Source organism: Jeotgalibacillus terrae, from assembly GCF_016908195.1.
Classification (GTDB): Bacteria; Bacillota; Bacilli; order Bacillales; family Jeotgalibacillaceae; genus Jeotgalibacillus; species Jeotgalibacillus terrae.
Window position 1 is genome coordinate 109,913 of record NZ_JAFBDK010000008.1, and the last position, 19,061, is coordinate 128,973.

Annotated in this window: 24 protein-coding genes; 9 read left to right on the forward strand and 15 right to left on the reverse strand. The window is 43.9% G+C overall.

From position 1 onward, the window contains the following. Positions 1 to 5: 5 nt before the first annotated feature. From JOD21_RS09955 to JOD21_RS09970, 4 genes are all read right to left on the reverse strand, one after another. Positions 6 to 518, reverse strand: coding sequence for an AAA family ATPase (locus JOD21_RS09955; protein ID WP_204729477.1), 513 nt, complete (start codon positions 516 to 518; stop codon positions 6 to 8). A gap of 229 nt (positions 519 to 747) precedes the next feature. Then, positions 748 to 1,290: a glycerol-3-phosphate acyltransferase gene (locus tag JOD21_RS09960; RefSeq protein WP_204729478.1), complete on the reverse strand. Its 543-nt coding sequence runs from the start codon at positions 1,288 to 1,290 to the stop codon at positions 748 to 750. Positions 1,291 to 1,430: 140 nt separating this feature from the next. Further along, positions 1,431 to 1,970, reverse strand: a complete 540-nt coding sequence (locus JOD21_RS09965; RefSeq protein WP_204729479.1) for a GNAT family N-acetyltransferase — start codon at positions 1,968 to 1,970, stop codon at positions 1,431 to 1,433. Between the two features lie 73 nt (positions 1,971 to 2,043). Beyond that, the gene (locus JOD21_RS09970; RefSeq protein WP_204729480.1) at positions 2,044 to 3,714 is read right to left on the reverse strand and encodes an SLC13 family permease; all 1,671 of its coding nucleotides are present in this window, start codon (positions 3,712 to 3,714) and stop codon (positions 2,044 to 2,046) included. A 219-nt stretch (positions 3,715 to 3,933) separates the two neighbouring features. Between JOD21_RS09970 and JOD21_RS09975 the strand changes: the two genes are divergently transcribed. Beyond that, on the forward strand, positions 3,934 to 4,533 hold the full coding sequence (locus JOD21_RS09975; protein ID WP_204729481.1) for a hypothetical protein: 600 nt from the start codon (positions 3,934 to 3,936) through the stop codon (positions 4,531 to 4,533). A gap of 23 nt (positions 4,534 to 4,556) precedes the next feature. On the opposite strand, the gene JOD21_RS09980 is transcribed toward JOD21_RS09975, so the two are convergent. Beyond that, positions 4,557 to 5,780: an MFS transporter gene (locus JOD21_RS09980; RefSeq protein ID WP_204729482.1), complete on the reverse strand. Its 1,224-nt coding sequence runs from the start codon at positions 5,778 to 5,780 to the stop codon at positions 4,557 to 4,559. Positions 5,781 to 5,979: 199 nt separating this feature from the next. Between JOD21_RS09980 and JOD21_RS09985 the strand changes: the two genes are divergently transcribed. Together JOD21_RS09985 and JOD21_RS09990 are read left to right on the forward strand one after the other, a co-directional pair. Continuing rightward, positions 5,980 to 6,306 carry a winged helix-turn-helix transcriptional regulator gene (locus JOD21_RS09985; RefSeq protein ID WP_204729483.1) on the forward strand — a complete coding sequence of 109 codons (327 nt, stop codon included), beginning with the start codon at positions 5,980 to 5,982 and terminating at the stop codon, positions 6,304 to 6,306. A gap of 91 nt (positions 6,307 to 6,397) precedes the next feature. Beyond that, positions 6,398 to 6,685 (forward strand): hypothetical protein, encoded by a 288-nt coding sequence (locus tag JOD21_RS09990; protein WP_204729557.1) that lies wholly within the window; start codon positions 6,398 to 6,400, stop codon positions 6,683 to 6,685. A 46-nt stretch (positions 6,686 to 6,731) separates the two neighbouring features. Here the strand turns inward: JOD21_RS09990 and JOD21_RS09995 are convergent, their stop codons facing one another. The 5 genes from JOD21_RS09995 to JOD21_RS10015 form a co-directional block, all read right to left on the reverse strand. After that, a complete protein-coding gene (locus JOD21_RS09995; protein ID WP_204729484.1) occupies positions 6,732 to 8,285 on the reverse strand; it encodes a flotillin family protein in 1,554 nt (517 codons plus the stop codon). An 86-nt stretch (positions 8,286 to 8,371) separates the two neighbouring features. Next, positions 8,372 to 8,992, reverse strand: a complete 621-nt coding sequence (locus JOD21_RS10000; protein ID WP_204729485.1) for a GNAT family N-acetyltransferase — start codon at positions 8,990 to 8,992, stop codon at positions 8,372 to 8,374. Beyond that, positions 8,992 to 9,480 (reverse strand): GNAT family N-acetyltransferase, encoded by a 489-nt coding sequence (locus JOD21_RS10005; protein ID WP_204729486.1) that lies wholly within the window; start codon positions 9,478 to 9,480, stop codon positions 8,992 to 8,994. The genes JOD21_RS10000 and JOD21_RS10005 overlap by 1 nt, the downstream gene beginning before the upstream one ends. After that, the gene (locus JOD21_RS10010; RefSeq protein WP_204729487.1) at positions 9,477 to 10,262 is read right to left on the reverse strand and encodes a nucleotidyltransferase domain-containing protein; all 786 of its coding nucleotides are present in this window, start codon (positions 10,260 to 10,262) and stop codon (positions 9,477 to 9,479) included. Before JOD21_RS10010 ends, JOD21_RS10005 begins: the two co-directional genes overlap by 4 nt. Before the next feature lie 93 nt (positions 10,263 to 10,355). Beyond that, positions 10,356 to 11,348 (reverse strand): YeiH family protein, encoded by a 993-nt coding sequence (locus tag JOD21_RS10015; protein WP_204729488.1) that lies wholly within the window; start codon positions 11,346 to 11,348, stop codon positions 10,356 to 10,358. A 102-nt stretch (positions 11,349 to 11,450) separates the two neighbouring features. Here JOD21_RS10015 and JOD21_RS10020 point away from each other — a divergent pair, with 102 nt between their 5' ends. Next, positions 11,451 to 12,320 carry a LysR family transcriptional regulator gene (locus tag JOD21_RS10020; protein ID WP_204729489.1) on the forward strand — a complete coding sequence of 290 codons (870 nt, stop codon included), beginning with the start codon at positions 11,451 to 11,453 and terminating at the stop codon, positions 12,318 to 12,320. A gap of 283 nt (positions 12,321 to 12,603) precedes the next feature. On the opposite strand, the gene JOD21_RS10025 is transcribed toward JOD21_RS10020, so the two are convergent. Both JOD21_RS10025 and JOD21_RS10030 read right to left on the reverse strand, forming a co-directional pair. After that, positions 12,604 to 13,224, reverse strand: a complete 621-nt coding sequence (locus JOD21_RS10025; RefSeq protein WP_204729490.1) for a pyridoxamine 5'-phosphate oxidase family protein — start codon at positions 13,222 to 13,224, stop codon at positions 12,604 to 12,606. After that, the gene (locus JOD21_RS10030; RefSeq protein WP_204729491.1) at positions 13,221 to 13,433 is read right to left on the reverse strand and encodes a hypothetical protein; all 213 of its coding nucleotides are present in this window, start codon (positions 13,431 to 13,433) and stop codon (positions 13,221 to 13,223) included. The genes JOD21_RS10025 and JOD21_RS10030 overlap by 4 nt, the downstream gene beginning before the upstream one ends. Positions 13,434 to 13,560: 127 nt before the next feature. On the opposite strand from JOD21_RS10030, the gene JOD21_RS10035 reads away from it, so the two are divergent. Both JOD21_RS10035 and JOD21_RS10040 read left to right on the forward strand, forming a co-directional pair. After that, positions 13,561 to 13,842 carry a hypothetical protein gene (locus JOD21_RS10035; protein WP_204729492.1) on the forward strand — a complete coding sequence of 94 codons (282 nt, stop codon included), beginning with the start codon at positions 13,561 to 13,563 and terminating at the stop codon, positions 13,840 to 13,842. 82 nt (positions 13,843 to 13,924) lie between these two features. Beyond that, complete coding sequence (locus tag JOD21_RS10040; RefSeq protein ID WP_204729493.1) at positions 13,925 to 15,058, forward strand: M14 family metallopeptidase; 1,134 nt, start codon at positions 13,925 to 13,927, stop codon at positions 15,056 to 15,058. Between the two features lie 111 nt (positions 15,059 to 15,169). Here the strand turns inward: JOD21_RS10040 and JOD21_RS10045 are convergent, their stop codons facing one another. Next, positions 15,170 to 15,595 carry a DUF5392 family protein gene (locus JOD21_RS10045; RefSeq protein WP_204729494.1) on the reverse strand — a complete coding sequence of 142 codons (426 nt, stop codon included), beginning with the start codon at positions 15,593 to 15,595 and terminating at the stop codon, positions 15,170 to 15,172. A gap of 151 nt (positions 15,596 to 15,746) precedes the next feature. Between JOD21_RS10045 and JOD21_RS10050 the strand changes: the two genes are divergently transcribed. The 3 genes from JOD21_RS10050 to JOD21_RS10060 are packed head-to-tail and all read left to right on the forward strand — an operon-like array spanning position 15,747 to position 16,865. Further along, the gene (locus JOD21_RS10050) at positions 15,747 to 16,124 is read left to right on the forward strand and encodes a group-specific protein (RefSeq protein ID WP_204729495.1); all 378 of its coding nucleotides are present in this window, start codon (positions 15,747 to 15,749) and stop codon (positions 16,122 to 16,124) included. 10 nt (positions 16,125 to 16,134) lie between these two features. After that, entirely contained in the window at positions 16,135 to 16,635 is a 501-nt protein-coding gene (locus tag JOD21_RS10055; protein ID WP_204729558.1) for an RNA polymerase sigma factor, read from the forward strand. Further along, positions 16,632 to 16,865, forward strand: a complete 234-nt coding sequence (locus JOD21_RS10060) for a hypothetical protein (RefSeq protein ID WP_204729496.1) — start codon at positions 16,632 to 16,634, stop codon at positions 16,863 to 16,865. The genes JOD21_RS10055 and JOD21_RS10060 overlap by 4 nt, the downstream gene beginning before the upstream one ends. A gap of 226 nt (positions 16,866 to 17,091) precedes the next feature. Here the strand turns inward: JOD21_RS10060 and JOD21_RS10065 are convergent, their stop codons facing one another. Beyond that, positions 17,092 to 17,865 carry an arylamine N-acetyltransferase gene (locus tag JOD21_RS10065; protein ID WP_204729497.1) on the reverse strand — a complete coding sequence of 258 codons (774 nt, stop codon included), beginning with the start codon at positions 17,863 to 17,865 and terminating at the stop codon, positions 17,092 to 17,094. Between the two features lie 208 nt (positions 17,866 to 18,073). Beyond that, positions 18,074 to 18,901, reverse strand: a complete 828-nt coding sequence (locus JOD21_RS10070; protein WP_239581534.1) for a phosphatidate cytidylyltransferase — start codon at positions 18,899 to 18,901, stop codon at positions 18,074 to 18,076. Positions 18,902 to 19,061 lie beyond the last annotated feature (160 nt).

Consider the following 19,061-nt stretch of genomic DNA (forward strand, 5'->3'; position numbering starts at 1 on the left):
TTTCATTATCCGGCCGGGTTTCTTAAAAATTCTTTCACATCTCTGTCGTTCTCCAGAATAATAAGTTCAGCCTGAACAGTTTCTGAAAGATGCATAACGTTTGGTCTTCCCTTCTCATCAAACATTTTCGCCCACTTAAACATTTTGAAGTAGATAGAGATCGTAGGCGTGTAGTGTACCGTTTCTAGCTTTAGCTTCTGCCTGATAAACCTTTTCGTCAATCTATATTTTATGACTTTTTTCGGAGGGTTCAGTAAACACAATACATCAGCATGTTCGAACGTATCATATGTCCACTCTTCATTGTGCATGCCTTCAATTATCCAAGCAGGCTGCTCAATGATTTCTTTTAACAGCTCAGCTTTTTCACTCTCCGATCTGAGCCGGTCTCCTCTTTGTCCCTGCCTTTCCCTTACAACCTGATCCAGTTCATAGTATGGAATTTGATACTTTTTTGATAATTCCCGGGCCAATGTTGTTTTCCCGCTTCCCACTGCTCCGCATATCCGTATTTTCAATCGCCCATCCCCTATGTCTTTTATTTTTTAGACTATGTTAAAGCCCAATGTTGTTTTAGCACAGCTGGTGATTGGAGCGGAAGGGGGACGACTCCAGCAGGAGAAGCGTGACAGGTGAGACCCCGCAGACGCGCAGCGTCGAGGAGGTCCGATTGAATCGGAGCCACATGACGGCTCATGCGGAAAGCGTTCCCCCTGCAGCGGAAATCAACAGCCAGATTTAACAGAGCTATTTTTTATGTACAACAAGCAATAATATGAAAGCCAGAGACATTCCAACCGGTATAACAGTAAAGCCGTATGTACAGAAAAGTGTAACCGGTACTGACAAAATTGCTATAAAGCCGGAAATTGTGTACCTGCGTAAAACGCCATAGCTGATGCCCGTCACACCAGCCACAACAGCAAGTGAAACAGGCTCGATCCATAATGCACCTGCCAGATACACTACAACGCCTTTTCCTCCACGGAATTGCAAATGCACCGGATACAAGTGCCCAAGAAAAACAAATATCAATGCAAATAATAGAGCCCACTCGGCGTCACCAAACCATAAACCTGTCAGCCATAATGCAAGCCACGTTTTCGTTGCATCGATCAGAACCGTCAGGACAAAGCCTTTTTTACCGAGCACCCTGCCGGCATTTGTGGCACCGGCATTACCGCTTTCGAGTGTACGGATATCCTGTTTTTTAAAAAGCTTCGTCATATAATAGGCACCATTGATGCTGCCCAGTAAATAAGGAATAATGGCAGAAAATAAAATTAGCATATCAATTAACTCCAAAAGTGTGATTCTTTGTATATTCGATATTTGTCAGATTAAATCCTGCAAAATAAAAAATGACCACTGCTCTTTAACAGAGCACCAGCCATTTCTATGATTCTATAATGTTTCAGAAAATTTTGCAATCACTTGTTTATACTAGTCGAGGAATTTTTTAACTTCCCGATCCAGATCATATGATCGAACCCGCCTCCCCAGTAATCTTCGAGTATGAGATCAGGCTCTCCCAGACGCTTTTTCCAGTAGGTTTGTGAACTGACAAATCCTGCGTCCAGATAAAACTTTGAATGGTTGCGTTCTATCAGATATTCTCTGATGTATTGAAATAAAGCATGGCCTATTCCCTGCCGTTGATAATCAGGATGTATGTAGATACTACCCACTTCAAATACGTCTGCTTCAGGCTCCAGTCCGCACGTGATCAGCTCTCCCGGTGCCATACAGGCAATGGAGCCAATGACTTTTTCACCTTCCACGGCGACAAACATGATTTCCTGTTCAGATTTCAGAATCCTTCTAGCAACCTGACAGAGCCGCTCCGTTTCTTTTCCGATCAGCCATTCTTTGTCATTTACATTTTCACGAGAGATCAAATTGGTCTGGCATTTCAGGATCATCTGGTCGAAGGATGGAAGATCACCTTCCTGTAATATTCTGATATTCATTGTCTCCCCCTGCTTTATGTTTTTTTCATTGTACTAAAAAAGCTGCCTGAGAATGATCTCAGGACAGCTGTGTTTACCTTAATGCATCCGGAAATACTGTCAGATCAATACCAAATACAAGTGGCAGTAATAAAACGACAAAGGCAACAAGTACGATCGTTGCAGCAATGTTCATCCAGATACCCGCACGTACCATATCAATCATTTTCAGATATCCTGAACCAAACACGACTGCGTTTGGCGGTGTCGCAACCGGCAGCATAAATGCACATGACGCTGCCACAGCAGCTGGCACCATGACTGCGAACGGGTGGACATCTACTGCAACTGCAAGCGCCGCCATAATCGGCATCAGCATCGTAGCAGAAGCAGTATTAGACGTGATTTCTGTGAGGAATACCACAACCAGCGATACAACCGCAATAATCACAATGAATTGTACACCCTGAAGAACAGTCAACTGCTCTCCAATCCAGACATCGAGTCCAGTTGCACCAAATCCTCCTGCAATTGCAAGACCACCACCGAACAGGAGCAGAATACCCCAAGGAACATTCTTCGCTGTGTCCCAGTTCATGAGCTTTACACCCTGATACTGAGCTGACGGGATTAAAAACAGTACAAGTGCACCGGTGATTCCAATCATCGTGTCATCAATTGCCGGACTCACATACTCCTGCAGGACAAATGAACGCAAAATCCAGGCAAGTGCAGTTGTACCGAATACAACTGCCACCATTTTTTCATCTGTACTCATTTTACCAAGCGCAGCCCGTTCATTTTTGATCACTTCTTTCCCGCCAGGAATTTTCTTCAGCTCCATCGGAAAAGCAAATTTAACTAAATAGACCCATGCAAATAAAATCATGATAATGGCAAACGGAACGCCGAATAGCATCCACTGTGCAAATGATAAATCGATATCATAAATCGCACGCAATTGAGCTGCCAGAATTGTATTAGGCGGCGTACCTATAATTGTTGCGATTCCGCCAAGTGAAGCTGAAAAAGCAATCGCAATCATCAGTCCTTTTGCAAACTTATCTTTTTCACCTTCCACATCCTTTACTGAACCCTCACTGATCAGTGATGACATCTGGAAAATGATTGCCGTTCCAATCGGTACCATCATCATGGCTGTTGCCGTGTTGGAAATCCACATAGACAGAAAGCCAGTCGCAGCCATGAAGCCGAGCATAATACCGCTGGTGCTTGTCCCGACAAACGAAATGATGCCGAGTGCAATACGCTTATGCAAATTCCATCTCTCAAGGGCCAGCGAAATAATAAATCCACCTAAGAACAAGAAAACAAGCGGATCTCCATAATTAGGTGTCACTTCCCCTACCCCAACTCCGGCTGCAAGCGGAAATAAGATAATCGGTAACAGAGAACTTGCCGGGATCGGAATCGCTTCTGTGATCCACCAGGTAGCAATCCACACAGTTCCTGCGAGTACACCTTTTGCTTCCGGCGACAGACCGTCCGGGTTAAAAAATAGCATGAGAATGATAAATAACAATGGTCCTAAGAAAAGACCAATCTTTTGCTTTGTAGAGAAATCTCTCTTTTCAGGTGACGGCTGTCTGTAGGTGCCGGTCAATTTCCCTGAAGCTTTTGCCATTCTGTCAGGATCATCACTGGCCGGACCATCCTGATTCATATTCGGCTTGAATAGAAGCAGTTCTTTGATCCTGTCATGACTATCCCAGGATCTTTGCCATAATCGTTTAACATTTTCCATCTCAATCACCCCTTGAATAAAAACGCTTACACGCTATGCATTATAGCATGAATTTAGGGAGCGAAAGGAAATGTACCTGATTATTCTAAAAATAGTCTTTATAACCATTAATTTTTCCCGTACAATTAGATTTCCTTTAATCCATATTCAGGTTTTTTACAGGTTGAAATTCGCGTGTCTCCTCTTTTTTCAAGTATGATAGCCAAAAGAGGTGATGAGATGAAGTTTATTCTAGTCTGGCTGCTGCTTCTGGCTTATGCAGTGTTTTTTGCACCAGGATCTGAAGGATCAGATCCTGTGATGGACAATGTATTTGCAGGAAACTGGACAGCGATTGACCCGCTTGTACTGACTGTGTTTAATTCATTAGGTATTTTCCCATTGGTTTTCCTTACGATTCTATTGCGCAATGACCGCTGGAAGTGGCCGGCATGGCCGTTTTCGCTGGCTGCTTTTGCAGGTGGTGCATTCGCGCTTTTACCATGGTTTGCTTTCGGTGACCGACCTGCAAAGAGGAGCTTGAGAACTCCCCGATGGATACTGCGCATCCTTCAGTCAAAGATCTGGCTGATTCTTTTACTTATAATGATTGTCGGGAACCTGCTGACACTGCTGCAGGGTTTTTCGCTCACAGCTTACGGTGATGCCTTTATGGAATCAAGTCTCGTTTCTGTGATGACAGTAGACTGGTTTATTTTATGGTGGCTTTCAGTTGAGGCCATCAATAGATTTTATCCTGATGTTAAAAATAAAGGGCTGGCATGGATGCCGATTGCAGGACCAGTGCTTGTATTACTCTTAGACAAACAATCCTCATAGATTTCCAGATGAAAAAAGGCGGGTTATCCCGCCTTTTGATCCTGTTTCATCATCGTCTGTTCTTCAACTTTTTTCAAATGAAGGGTCAGTAAGACTGCACCTGCAACCATCACTGCACCAATCCATGGCGTATGAATTAGTCCGATACTGTCTACGATCAGACCTCCAACAAATGAACCGATTGCAATTCCTACATTAAAAGCGGCAATATTTAATGCTGAGGCAACGTTGACAGCTGATGGCACATATTTCTCAGCCAGATTGACGACAAGAATCTGGAGACCCGGTACATTCATGAAGGCGAACAGCCCCATCAGAAAGATCACAAACAGACCCGCAACTTTAAATGGTGCGGCAAAAGTTAATAACACGAGAATGACTGTCTGGAACATAAACATGACTGATAATGCTTTTAACGGATGACGGTTCGCTGCCTTCCCGCCAATCATATTCCCAATTGCAACTGCCACTCCATAGATCAGCAGTAATACACTTACCCATTTCGCATCAAAGCCTGTCACTTCTTCAAGAAGCGGTGCAAGATAAGTGAAGGCAACAAACGTACCGCCATATCCAAGTGCTGTAATGGAAAATGCCAGCATAAGCTTACTGTTTTTCAGTATTTTCACCTGATCTTTAAAGGATGACGGCGGTGCCTCTTTCAGATTCTTCGGAACGAGAATAGCGCTTGCAGTCATTCCAATAACCCCTAACGTTGCAACGCCCCAGAATGTTGCTCTCCATCCAAATTCCTGGCCAATAAATGTGCCAAGGGGAACACCTGTTACAGTGGCCACAGTCAATCCTGTGAACATAAATGCGATGGCACCTGCCCTTTTATGAGGCGGAACGAGATCTGCTGCAATCGTTGAACCAATTGAAAAGAAAATCCCGTGGGAAAATGCTGTAATGAATCTTGCTATAAGAAGCAATGCAAAACTGTCCGACATGGCAGCTGCTGCATTTCCGATAATAAAAACTGCCATTAAAGCCATCAGCAATGTTTTTCTGCTGACACGGTCAGTCAGTGCAGTCAGAACCGGAGCACCAATCGCAACACCCATGGCATAACCTGAAATCAATAAACCGGCAAGTGTAATAGATATAGAAAGGTCATCTGAGATTGACGATAATAGCCCGACAGGAACAAATTCAGTCGTTCCAATTCCAAATGCACTGATCGCAAGTGCAATTAATGCAAGAGTGCCTCCTTTTTGCTGAGGCTTTTCTAAAGAATGTGTATTCATCTTTTATTTCCTCCTCCAAACAAATGATCACGAAGGCGCCTTTCGTGTTGTCAAATGTCATTATGAACCCGTTCAATCCCCTTGAGAAGTACGTACTTTAAAGTGCGATAGGCACCAAAAAGTACCCTATGGACGATTTTGAATGTTTCCGTTAAGATAAATCCAAGTAAGAAATCTCTTGTTAGAAGGAGGTAAAAGAGTGGCTTATAATATTCCGGTTGAAGCGACACTCGAAGTCATCGGTGGAAAATGGAAAGTTGTGATTCTCTGTCATTTAGATAAAGGAGAAAAGCGTACAAGTGAACTGAAAAAATTGATGCCCAATATCACTCAGAAAATGCTGACGCAACAGCTGAGAGAACTCGAAGCAGACGGCGTGGTCAAACGCACTGTCTATGATCAGGTTCCACCTAAAGTTGTTTATTCACTGACTGAATATGGCTGGTCTCTGAAACCGATCCTTGACGTCATGTGCAGTTGGGGAGAATGCCATATCGAACTGACTGAAAAAGATCTTGCTCAGTAAAGCCGCCTGCAAAGTTTCTGCAGCGCGGTTTTTTTGTTTAGAATACAATCCACTGCTCCATACTATGGTTAAAAAGGCAGTGAATCATCCGATGTTTCCTGATATCCATACAAACTTCTGGGATGCAGTCATTGCAGTGCCAGTCGTAATGATACTGACTCAAATCGTTAAACTGACCCTCAGACCTTCAAAGACTTATGTCCCTTTTATTGCCCTTATATTCGGGTTAGGTATTTCTATTTTTATCAGCCACAGAGAAAGTCTGCTAGCCGGTATTTTTATGGGATGGTTCTATGGTTATGCAGCAGTCGGTTCCTACGCTTCACTGAAAACGACGATTCTTGCTTATCTTAAGAAGGTACGAAGAGAGCCATCTTGATGAAATGAAAAAAGCAGCCTCACGAAGAGACTGCCTTTGTTCTAACCTATTCTTCAGAAGTTCCTGACCCTTCTGATGCTGATGGCTTTTGATCAGTTGCATCCGGTTCTTTTGCAGGTGCAGCTTCTGCCACTGCCTGCTTTCCATCCTGATTTGTTACAACTGTGTGCGTGTTACCGCGGTTCACCATGTCAGAAAGCAGCTTGGATACATCAATACCTGTCAGCTCCTTCAATGGCTCCTGAATCTCAAGCATGGTCTGGGTGACACTCTTGCCGTAAGAGGATACGCCATTGCCACCGCCCGTATCAAGAATCTTAACAGAATCAATGTTTTCCATTGGCTTCGCAACCTTCTCAGCAAAGACTGGCAGCATGTCGATGAGCTTCTCAGCAAGGATGACTTCACCGTGCTCAGCAATTGCTTCAGTCAGAAGTCTTCTTGATTCCGCCTCAGCTTTACCGCGCTCTAAGATAACCTGTGCTTCTGCAAGACCTTCTTCACGCTTAATTCGCGCTTTCGCTTCCCCATCAATCTCAGCTTTACGCGCATCGGCTTCCGCCTGACGTGTAACAGAGTAGTAGTCAGCGTCAGCTTTTGCTTTACGGATTTTATTTTCCTCTTCTTCAATATCAACCTGACGTGAACGCTCGACCTGCTGGATGCGCAGCTCTTCTTCTTTACGTTTTGCAATCAGCATTAGTTCTTCCTGCTGAACTTCCTTATCAAGCTTGGCTTTTTCAAGCGTATAAGATTGCTCTGATTTCGCACGGGCACGCTCTGTTTCTTCTTTGATCGCTGCATCTTTCAGATCTTTATTCTTCTGCGCTGCAGCAATTTCTGTCTGACGCATATACTCCTGTTCTTTTGCTTCCTTATCTGAATTGGCGCGCTGAATACGCGTTTCTTTTTCAGAATTGGCTTCAGCAATTTCAGCCAGCTTACGGACTTCTGCGATACGCGGACGCCCAAGGTTTTCTAAGTATCCATTTTCACTATCAGCATCGCGCAGATCAGTCAGCCCGAGTGAAGTGATACGGAATCCCATATCATCAAGCTGCTTCTGTGCGACTTCTGTTACCTGTTTGTTGAACGACTCACGGTCTTCATTAATCTGCTCAACCGTCATCTTTGATAAAATGGCGCGAAGATTAGCACTCAACACCTCTGCGATTTCATCTTCAAGTTCTTCAGATTTCTTCCCAAGAAACTGCTCTGCATAGTTCGCAATCCCTTTTAATGTATCAGCAACTTTGACCATCGCAACTGCATCCGCTACGATTGGCACACCACCATTTGTGTATACACGCGGTGTTGTCAGCTTAAGCTGAAATGATGTCAGTTCAACCGGTGTCGCTGTCTGATGCATACGCAGCAGGTGTCCTCCACCACGGATAATCTTCATAGAACGGCCTTCATTGTCTGTGAAAATATTGGTTTCTTTCTCCGAATCTCCAAGCTTCGGTCCTGTGATAATCAGTGCCTGATTCGAACGGGCTGTTCGATAGCGGATTTTGTAATAGACGAATACAACTATTCCGGCAATCGCAAGCACGACAAGAATCGGAATGATAATTGATAACGCTGCAAATAATTCCATTATGTAGCCTCCCTGATAAAATTTGATTGTTCTGACTATATTTACGGTCCAAATGACAGAAAAGTTTCAAATGTTTTTACAATTTTCTATAACATCTTCACGTATCCATATACCGGCACAACCCGATCATGATCGATCTCTTCCAGACTCTTCTCGTCGAACACTTCGTAAACCGAGTCCACTAAAGCGAACCCTACTCTTTCACCACCAGATTCAGCGATCACTTCCCCGTTACCTGGCTTTACGTTCACTGGCTTCCTGATTCCTTTTTCTACACCAAACACATCAAAATAGGAAACAGTTTTCTCAAATCCCTGTTTTTCATAAAAAGTATTAGCAGCCTGATCATCCCGCGTATACAGTTCAATAAATTGAACATATTCATATGTACGTAACCTCTCCATCGCCTGATCATAAAGCTTCTGGGCAATCCCCTGCTTCTGATAATCCGGATGTACAGCGATCGTCTGTATGAAAGCTCCTTTTTCACTTCTTAAAAACGTCAACTTATTGCTTGCATCATCTACGATCATATCAAGCAGACCAACCACCTGGTCACCCTCAAGTGCAATCAGTTCAATTGAAGTCTGATTGAATACAGGTTTTTCTGTTTCCACATCCTCATAAAAAGCTGAATAAAAGTACGCGAGCAGCCTGCACCTCAGCCAGCTGTGTTCATACTGTTTATCATAGTTTACAATTTTCATCATCGTTCCCTCTCATTCTTTATCATCCTGCTCATCACCCGCTGTTCTCCAACCGGTCCGGTGATTCTTCTTCCCGTATCTTCAAAGCCTGTACTCAGATAAAGTCTGAATGCCGCATCATTTTTCAAATTCACTGACAGCACAACCTCATCACACATCGGAATTTCCTGTCGCACCCACTCCGGGAGCAGGTTCATCGCCTCTTTTGCGAACCCCTTCCCCTGCTGTCCTTTTGTAATGGATAGTGAAGCCAGCAAATATGCAGATTCATTTTGAGTGTAATGATTCAACCGCTCTGACTGCTCTAATACAAAAAAGCCGACAGCTTTCTCATCCGCTGTGATCACTACAGGCCACTGATCACCGGTTAACCTGATCAGCTGATCTGCAGGCAGCGTTGTAAATTGTTCCTGTTCTTTTGGCAGGATAAAGTTTTCGAGGTCTGCCAGATGTTCTTCTGAATAATGAACGAGCCTGACCTGATTCAACTTGTTACACGCTCGCCATCGAGTACTACAATCATCTTTTGCATAAATGTGTATGCATCAGATTGATCGCCCAATGTTTGTTCTAACCATGCAGACTCAGCTTTCAGAAGTTCAACTGTCTTTCTCATTGCCTGTTCATGGTGCTGCGGTGTGATCAGTTCCAGAATATTGATCAGCTGGTTCAGCGGTTCTTCAGGTAAAGACCGCATGGCATCCTTCATCCCAAGCTGGGCACGCTCAGGTGCATAACGGTGAAGCATGACGCGTGTCAAAAACTTCATCATCAAATGCAGCGCCTCCACTGCCCAGACATCATTCCCTCTTTTCCAGGCTTTTCTGTACTGGAATAAAAACCAGCCAATATCAAAAGCCTGCTCCTCTGTCTCTTTAGGTGACAAAGTGAGGTGCTGTTTGTCTTTGAACTGATCCAGCAGATTCTCCGGATCATATAAAACGGTAAAATAATCAGTCGTTTTGAACGTTTCTTCTGTCACTGTAAATAAATCCACATGCAGCAGGTTATCGTATACTGTAATAATCTGTGGGGCAATAATAAAAATACTGTCGTGAAACAGCATTGGTCTGTATGAAGCGAGGTGTTCCACTCTTCTTGCTAAAAATTCATCCGATTTTTCGGGGTCCACAAAGCAGTACAAATCAAGATCTGAGTGGTCATCCCCTTCATTTCTGCCAAGTGATCCTTTCAGCACCACCGCTTTGACTAACGGATCATTTTTTAAAGATTCAGTTATTTTTTCAGCTGCTTCTATCTGTATGTTCATTTGACATCCTGCCTTTCCTATAGAAAAACCCTGTTCAGTACATTGTACCGAACAGGGTTTCCAACTACTACCTTTTTATGAACCAATACATGTCTAGACCACAAAAAACGTCCACACTGAAAGCACGACTGACACACCTAAAATAATCAGAAACGGTCTCAGCGCCTGGCTGCGGATATCCTGCAGACTCACGTTCAGACCAAGTCCAACCATCGCCGCCGTTAACAGCCACGTCGTAAGGCCTGATACAAATTCAAGTACCCCATCTGACACCGGAATGACCGGGCCAATGATATAAGTTCCAGCAATACTCATCGCTAAAAAGCCAATCAAAAACCATGGAAAGGTGACTTTTGCTTCAGCAGACTGCGCTGACTTTCTGTTCATCCAGAACATCAGAATAAAGCATAACGGGATCAGTAAAAATACTCTTCCAAGCTTAGCAAGCAGTGCCATCGCAAGTCCGTCTTCCCCTGCAGGTTCCCCGGCAAGCGCTACATGCGCAACTTCATGCAGACTAAGCCCTGCCCACATGCCATATTCAATATCAGTCATCGGCAGTACAGGACGCAGTAACGTATAAATAATAGCAAATACCGTTCCGAGTAAAGCGATAATCCCGACACTCATCGCCGTATCTTTTTCTTTCACTTTTAGAATCGGTGCCACTGCAGCAATCGCGGCCGCCCCGCACACACCAGTCCCGACAGCAACAAGCATCGAGATGGCTTTATCAGCCTTGAATACTTTTGCAAGCCACACCGTAACTGCAATCGCAAAAATAATGACAGCCGCATCTCTGATCAAAAGACCCGGGCCGTCCTGTAAGACGATTTCTATATTTAACTTGAGACCGTACAATACAATGGCTGCCCTGAGCAGGCGTTTAGTTGAGAAGGTAATCCCGCTTCTCAGTCGATCCGGATAACCAAAGATCTGTCTGTAAAACACTGCAATGACAATCGCTGCAGCAAGCTGGCCAGCTCTGTCAAAACCGGGCACCATGGCAAGCAGATAGCCAAGCCCCGCAATCAAAAATGTAAATAAAACACCTGATAACCAGGCTGTTTTAGAAGATTGTTTCATATTTTCACCCCAGCCTACACTATACGCCTCGTTACATGATTAGGAAAATTAATTATAATGATGTTAACTATAAGTAATACTGATGGAAAGGTGATGAACGAAATGGACCAGCAGCTTAAAGTATTTATTGCTGTAGCGGAATGTCAGAGTTTTTCACAGGCAGCCGCACAGCTTCATATGACACAATCGGCTGTCAGTCAGCATATAAAAAGCTTTGAAAAGCAAATCGGCGCAACGCTGCTTGAGAGAACGAATAAATACGTCAGACTGAATCAGGCTGGGGAGGTTGTGTATCAACATGCTCTTGAAATCACCGGACTCTATGGCAGAATGCAGCGTCTGGTTGATGATCTGACAAACCACGCAGCAGGTCCGCTTAAAATCGGGGCAAGCTATACATTTGGAGAATATGCCCTGCCTCCTCTCATTGCCAGGCTTCATCGCCTGTACCCTGATATTGAGCCGGACGTGACGATCGGAAATACCGCTCATATTGTTGAGCTGGTAAAAAACAATCAGCTCGATATCGGCATTGTAGAGGGACAGGTGAAAGCTGGTCGTACATTGACGATTGAGGAATTTGCTGAGGATGAAATGGTTATTGTAGGCGCGCATGATCATGAGGGAATGACCCCAGACTCTGATACACTCGCCCGGCAGTTATGGGTGTGCAGAGAGCCGGGTTCCGGTACACGGGAAGCAGCCAAAGTGATCTTCAATCAATTTGGCATCACACCTGCGCGGATGATGACCTTCAGCAGTACCCAGGCGATCAAACAGGCTGTAGAATCCGGTCTCGGTCTGACACTGTTATCAAAACTCGCAATTCAAAAAGAGGTTGAATCCGGTACACTTAAAGTGATTCAGGTAGATGGTCTTCCTTATAAGCGTGCTTTCTCTACAGTCATTACGTCATCTTTCCAGACAAAAGCACTGCAGGAATTTCTAAAGCTGTTGTATGCGAAGAATTAGTTTTGGGTCCGGCTGCGGAGTGGACTGTGGAGTTAGAATTATATAAATGGTGATTGTATTACTCCCGGAGCTGATAGAATTAATCAGATTGGTGTAGGAATTCCAGGCGCTTATGGCACTGTCATTGTAATTAGTGTAAAAGGTGATTGAATAACTCATCAAGCTGATAGATATTTTCTAAAAGATGATGCAAATCCCCTTCCCTGCCACAACTACAGCCACTTAAGGCAGATCGAACCCACTTTTGACTCCACTATAAAAAGCAGGCCTGGCGCCTGCTTTTTCAATACAGCTTATTCTGATAGCTATTATTTAACCTTTCCTCGATCCCTACTTCTGTCAGATCAGGCAGCTTGGCATGAGCCTGAATCGCTTTTGCCGGTTTTGGCAGCTCTTCCTTTTTAAGCCACGAATCAGGCTTCCACAGTCCAGACCTGATAAATGCTTTTGCACAGTGAATGAAGCATTCATCCACTTGCACTTTAATTGCAAGAAGCGGACTTTTTCCGTTTACCGCCATCGACTCAAGAACAGAAGACTCTGTCACAAGTACTGCACGGCCATTAACCCTGAGCGTCTCCCCAAGACCCGGGATCATAAACAATAACCCGATACGGGGATTCTGCAGCAGATTAGAGAGTGAATCCGCCCGCTTGTTGCCAGGACGCTCCGGAATAAGCAGATGCTGATCATCCTGAACCATCACAAAGCCAGGTGCGTCTCCTCTTGGTGAAGCATCACAAAACCCGTTTTCATCTGCTGTTGAGATTGTCAGGAACGGGGATTTACTGATGAACGCGCGGCAATGTTCATCCAGATGATCAATCACTTTATTTTGAACCAGTTGACTGGGTTCACCTAAATAGTGTCTCAGCTCTTCTTCTGTTTTGATATCGCCCATCATACAGTCTTCCTCCTGATCTTTTGTGCTAATAAAAAGGCAAGACTCGCAGAACCAAGCACAACCAGACTGTTAATAAGCTTCATGTTATCAGCAAATGCCTGTGTACCCACGCCAGGTACATGTGTACTTGTCAGCCAAAGTCCTGTTCCGATTTGGTAAGCAGCTAATAATAGAATCAAGCTGACGATAAAGATAAAATACTTCTTCACGTCCATCACCTCTTATTTATTTTTACGAATGAAAGATGATTAAGTTTCAATAGACAAAGAGATCGTATTGTTTACAATAACAGGGGATAGGAGAATAATGAAAGGCAAATATGAAAGGAGCGAAAACATGAGTTATTCAATTTTCCGCTGGATACACATTATCCTGACCGGTATCATGACGGTTCCATTCACTCTATTTTTAGCTACTGGATTTATTAGTGAAAACTATGATGATGAGCTTTTCCTTGCCCCGGAGTTTCTAATACTGATCGCAATCTGGCTGATTGGAGCCATACTGATGTTCTTTTCAAAAACAAAGGTGATTGGTATGGTGCTGACGACTTTACCATCCGTTTTTTATGTAGCGATTATCGTTTATTTCCTGTTAATTCCTGCTCTGACCTATTGAGACTGGGGGTCCTGCGTGGTTTATAAATCCTGAAAAGTGGAAAGCAGAAAATAATAAGCATATACAGGAGAGGATGCAGACCATGAAAACCATTGAGGAGTATTTTCCGAATACATATATAGAGTCGAGAGAAACGTTTCGGGCTAACCTTGAACAAATTAAACAGTATTGGCCGGACGCCGAACTGACTACCCGCCAGATCGGGAAAGAAGAAGACAATACAATTGATATGATTTCTTCAGGCGGTACTGAAACGAATGAAAGAGTGCTGTTCATGACCGCTGGTGAACATGGCATCGAAGGCTATGCCGGGGCTGCCATGCTTGATGTGTTCGTTCAGGAAATGGCGAATCAAATTGATCCAAAAAGAACAGGTATCTGCCTGATTCATGCTGTTAACCCATGGGGCATGAGAAACTTCAGGCGCGTAACTGAAAATAATATCGATTTGAACCGTAATTATCTCGTTGATCCCGAAGATGTTCCCGTGGATGTTAATGAGCATTATGAAAATGTGATGAAAGTGTTTTTGCCGAACGGTGTCATTGATAACTACCACCTTGCAAGAATTGACCTTCAGACAAAGCTTGCAAAGGGGCTGGTATCTGAGGGCTACAGCGGATTAACAAAAGCCAAAGGTATGGGACAGTACGAATTTCCGACAGGGGTTTACTACGGCGGTAAAGAAAAAGAGGAGAACGCACAGTTTCTCCAGGCAATTCAGGAAAAGCTGCTTTATGAGTATCCACGCGTGATTCACATGGACTGGCATACAGCACTCGGACCGACCAATGAAGTCACAATGGTGATGAGTGAGGATGACGGCCGTACGTTAAAAGAACTGAAAAATACGTACGAGCTGAAAAACATTCAGCAGTTCACACCTGAAAAGACAAAGGGTGATTCCACCCATCATTTTCATGCGCTGAAAAACCGGCATTACCCGGATACGTATCTGTTTTCAGCATTATTTGAGTTTGGTACATTCGGAACGAGTATGAGCGCTTCTCTGCGTGAATTTATGACGATCATTCTTGAAAACAGACTGCATCATGACGGTGCGATTCACGAAAAAGACAGACAAGCGATCTTAGATGAATTTAAAGCGATGTTTTATCCGGAAGATCAGGAATGGCGGCTTGCTGTACTGACTGAAGGACGAAAAGCGATGAAGAGTCTGATGCAGAGTGAAGGATTATTTACGATCAGAGGTTAAGAAAAAGGTTGCCCGGTTTAATCCGGACAACCTTTTTTAGTTTGTAATATGATAACTGGAGGTGCCGGCTCCGGGTTTGTTTCGGGTCACAAAACCCACATCCCTCAGCGTCTATCCCCAGCGTCCCCGTTTCTCTTTCTGTAAAAATTCTATAAACAAATCCACACCCTGCAGCGCATTATTTCTCACACGTCTCAGGTATTCTTCTTTATAATCACTGTCACTCTCAGCAATCCGCTTCAGCATATAATCCTGCGTCTGAACAACGACTTCCGTCCGTTTCAGTTTTGCTTCTTTCGATAGAGCCATTCCCACTGAGCCGAGCACAGCAAACAAAATGAGTGCAGGGATAATGTCAGTTGAAACACCGAAAGGAAGAATAATTAAAAACAGATTCAATACAGATACGACAACAAGCGGTGTGCCCCAGAGCCGATATTTCATAAACTGTTTGGTAATCGGTTCAATTTTATCATTGAGTTTTGAGAGCTCCTGCCGGATATAAGGCGGGTATTGTTCAAGCTTTTTATCCATCATGGTAAAACCCTCCTCCCGTACATTTTCATTGTCTTTTTATTATACTTTTTTCATTCAGTCACAGTCAAAATAGCAGTCTTGGAAAAAGTTTTGAACCTTTTGAAGCCCCGAGTGGTATAACATGTAAATAACAATTGAAGAGGTGGAAAATATGGATACCGGCTGGATCATTTCACTTGGCGTTATGGCGGTTTGGATTACGATTATTATGGCGGTTATGATTCCTATGCACAAAAAGCACATTGTAAAAGAAAATGGAAAGATCAATTATAAGAAAACCAAGATTTTTTTAAGATGGAACCGTTTTGATACGATGACGCTGATTCTTGCTATTTATACGATTCTTTGTATTCAGGCACTCAATATGCTCCTCTCGAGCGGCTTTACAATCGAAAATCATTTTGTTCAATTCTTTACAAATCAGGGGCAGGCATGGGTCATTGTTGTATTCGCTTATCTGGTCACAAGGGTCACTGCCACATTAAAATCCATTAAAGCACATTGGGGTGATGAGCTTGAGGCAGACTGAAGAAATTGAGATGGCTGCCTATCAGGCCGGAGATGTTGAAGCGCTCGGAAGAATCTACGAGCAGTTGAAGCAGCCTCTCTATCTGTTCATCTACCGTTATACGCGGGATGAACAGCTGAGTATTGACGTTGTGCAGGATACATTTATTAAAATCCAGCAATACAAACAATCATTCAGCCCTGAAAAAGGGTCATTGAAGAATTTTTTGTTTCAGACTGCCTACCGGATCATGATTGATAAGTTGAACAGACGAAAGAAATGGTACCGGCTGATGCCCTTTTTAAAGCCCGAAGACCCTCAGCCTGCCAATACTGAAGATAAATTAACTGTGCAGCAAGCAATCAGCTCTCTTCCTGAGAAGCAGCGCGCCGTGATCCTGCTGACTTATTATCATGACCTTTCTCAGGCAGAGATTGCACAGATGCTAGAGATCCCTGCCGGAACAGTAAAATCCAGACTGCACCATGCGATATCTTCATTAAAAAACATGCTGGGAGGCGATTACCTGTGAATCAGGATCCATTTAAACATGAAGAACAGTTAAAGACATTTTTAGATTCATACCACGTTGATATACCTGAATTTCAGACAGAAAAACCCGGCAAATGGCAGCGGGTGATTCAATGGCTTGCAACACCTGTCAAAAACCCGCTTGATCCACTTGTGGAGACAGTCCGAAGCTATTCTTTAGCAGGCACACTGCCAATCGTGCTCGGTCTTGTCATTGCTGTTCTTACGTGATTATTAAATACAAAACTCTGTTAAAGATGGCTGTTGATTTCCGCTCCAGGGGGAACGCTTTCCGCAGGGCGTGCGGTGAGCCTCCTCGACGCTTCGCGCCTGCGGGGTCTCACCTGTCACGCTTCTCCTGCTGGAGTCGTCCCCCTTCCGCTGCAATCAACAGCTGTGCTAAAACAACACTGGACTTTAAAAAAGCCAAATATAAAAAGCACCTCATGATTCATGATCAATAAGGTGCTTTCCCTTTTTTCTCAGTATAGATGTCCACTGCCTGCTGATAAGTTCCCTCGTCTAATCCGAAACGTCTCACCCATTCCATCACGCCTGAATGATCAAGTGTATGATCCTCAAAACCTGTTTCCCTGAAAATACGTAGCCCGTTATTTCTGAGCGACACAGCAATTCCATCTATATAACCAAACAATTTCAGTGACTGAAAAGCAAACCCATCCTGCCAGTCATGGGTACCGCGGACATGTTCCTTCACCCATTCAAAGCTTACAGGCTCCGTGACCAGTTCTTTTACAGGACCCGGATCCCTTGTGACAATGATCTTCCTGTCACTCACATCATAGGTAAACGTTTCTGCCGGCGCAGTTACCTGGAAAGACTTATACAGCGGATACGCCTGAAAAAGCGGTGCACTGTAACCTGTATCAACATAATAGGATTCACCCTCGAGGTCTACACACAAACAAAGATGTCGCGGGTTCATAAAAAGATAACACACATCAAAACCAAGCTCTTCAAGCAGCTTGTGAAATCCTCTTGCAAGCGTGTAACAGGTACCGCCTGTCCCCTTATGAATGATGCGGTCGAGACATTCTTCTGCTGTTGGCAAATAAGCATCCTCTTCATTTCTTTCAGCATAGTCAATAAATTTTGTGATTGTCTCCCATCTTACTTTTTTCTGGTGAGCCTCAACCAGCCTGTTCAGATAATAAAGTGAGGGAGCTTCTTTCTCAAGATCTAAAAATGCCAGAAACCGTTCTGAAAACATTACCTCTGCCTCCCTGTTTTTAAAAATAGGCTATGCTAAAGCCCAATGTTGTTTTATCACAGCTGGTGATTGGAGCGGAAGGGGGACGACTCCAGCAGGATAAGTCGGACAGGTGAGACCCCGCAAGGCGAAGCCTGAGGAGGCTCACCGCCGGCCCTGCGGAAAGCGTTCCCCCTGGAGCGGAAATCACCAGCCAGATTTAACAGAGCTAAAAAATATAATAATAAACCACATGGAAAAATACAGGCGCTGTATAGGTCAGGCTCTCCACCTTGTTAATCGTCTTACTTTCAATCATCCGCCCGTTTACCGTTTCTCTGAGGAAGAAGTTGCGCTTCAGTACAGACATAACCACCGTTCCAAAGAAACCTGTTACACCGATCAGCAGTCCGGTAAAGATGCTGAAGCCAAATGACATTGGCGTAATATAAGGGGCGATCACAACTGACAGCAGCACCGTTCCGAGTAGCCCTGCAGCGAAGCCTTCCCATGTAAGGTCCGGGTTAGCAGATTCAAGCACTTTTTTCTTACCGAATTTTTTTGATACAAGCAGATGAATGACATCATTCGCCTGGGTGAGCGGCACCAGATAAAGTACCATCAGCGCGCCATACTGCTCTGCTATTCTGACGTCATGTCTGGTAATCTCCGGCATCGTCGCAAACAGGGCCAGGTGACTGATACCGAACACGAGCAGCATCAGTCCCCACTGCGTCATGCTGACTGACTTCAGGAAACCTGCGCTGCCATTTTTAAAAATTCTGACCAGCGGCAGGAATAAGAAGACATAGATCGGAATAAATACAATAAACATGCCGTACCAGCCAATATAGATCCAGTAAAAATTAATCGGAATCGCAAGGTAAGCCCAGATAAAAATCCGTCTGTCCTGTTTTCTCGTCTCAAGCATGGAAAAGTATTCACGCAGTGCCAGAAAACACAGTATCATTAGTGAAATCATTGATACCGTCGGATGAAAAGCCATCGACAGAACAAAGATGATTGCCATCCCCCACCAGAGTTTTGTACGGATCATCAATTCATCATATTTATCACTGCCCTTATTTTTCCTTTTGTGAAAATATGTTATAACAGATACTAGAAGACTGACCGATATGAGAATTAAGAAGATAAAATATATGTATTCTATTAAGTTATTCAATTCATTCACCTCGCTTTTCTGAAAGGAGTGACAT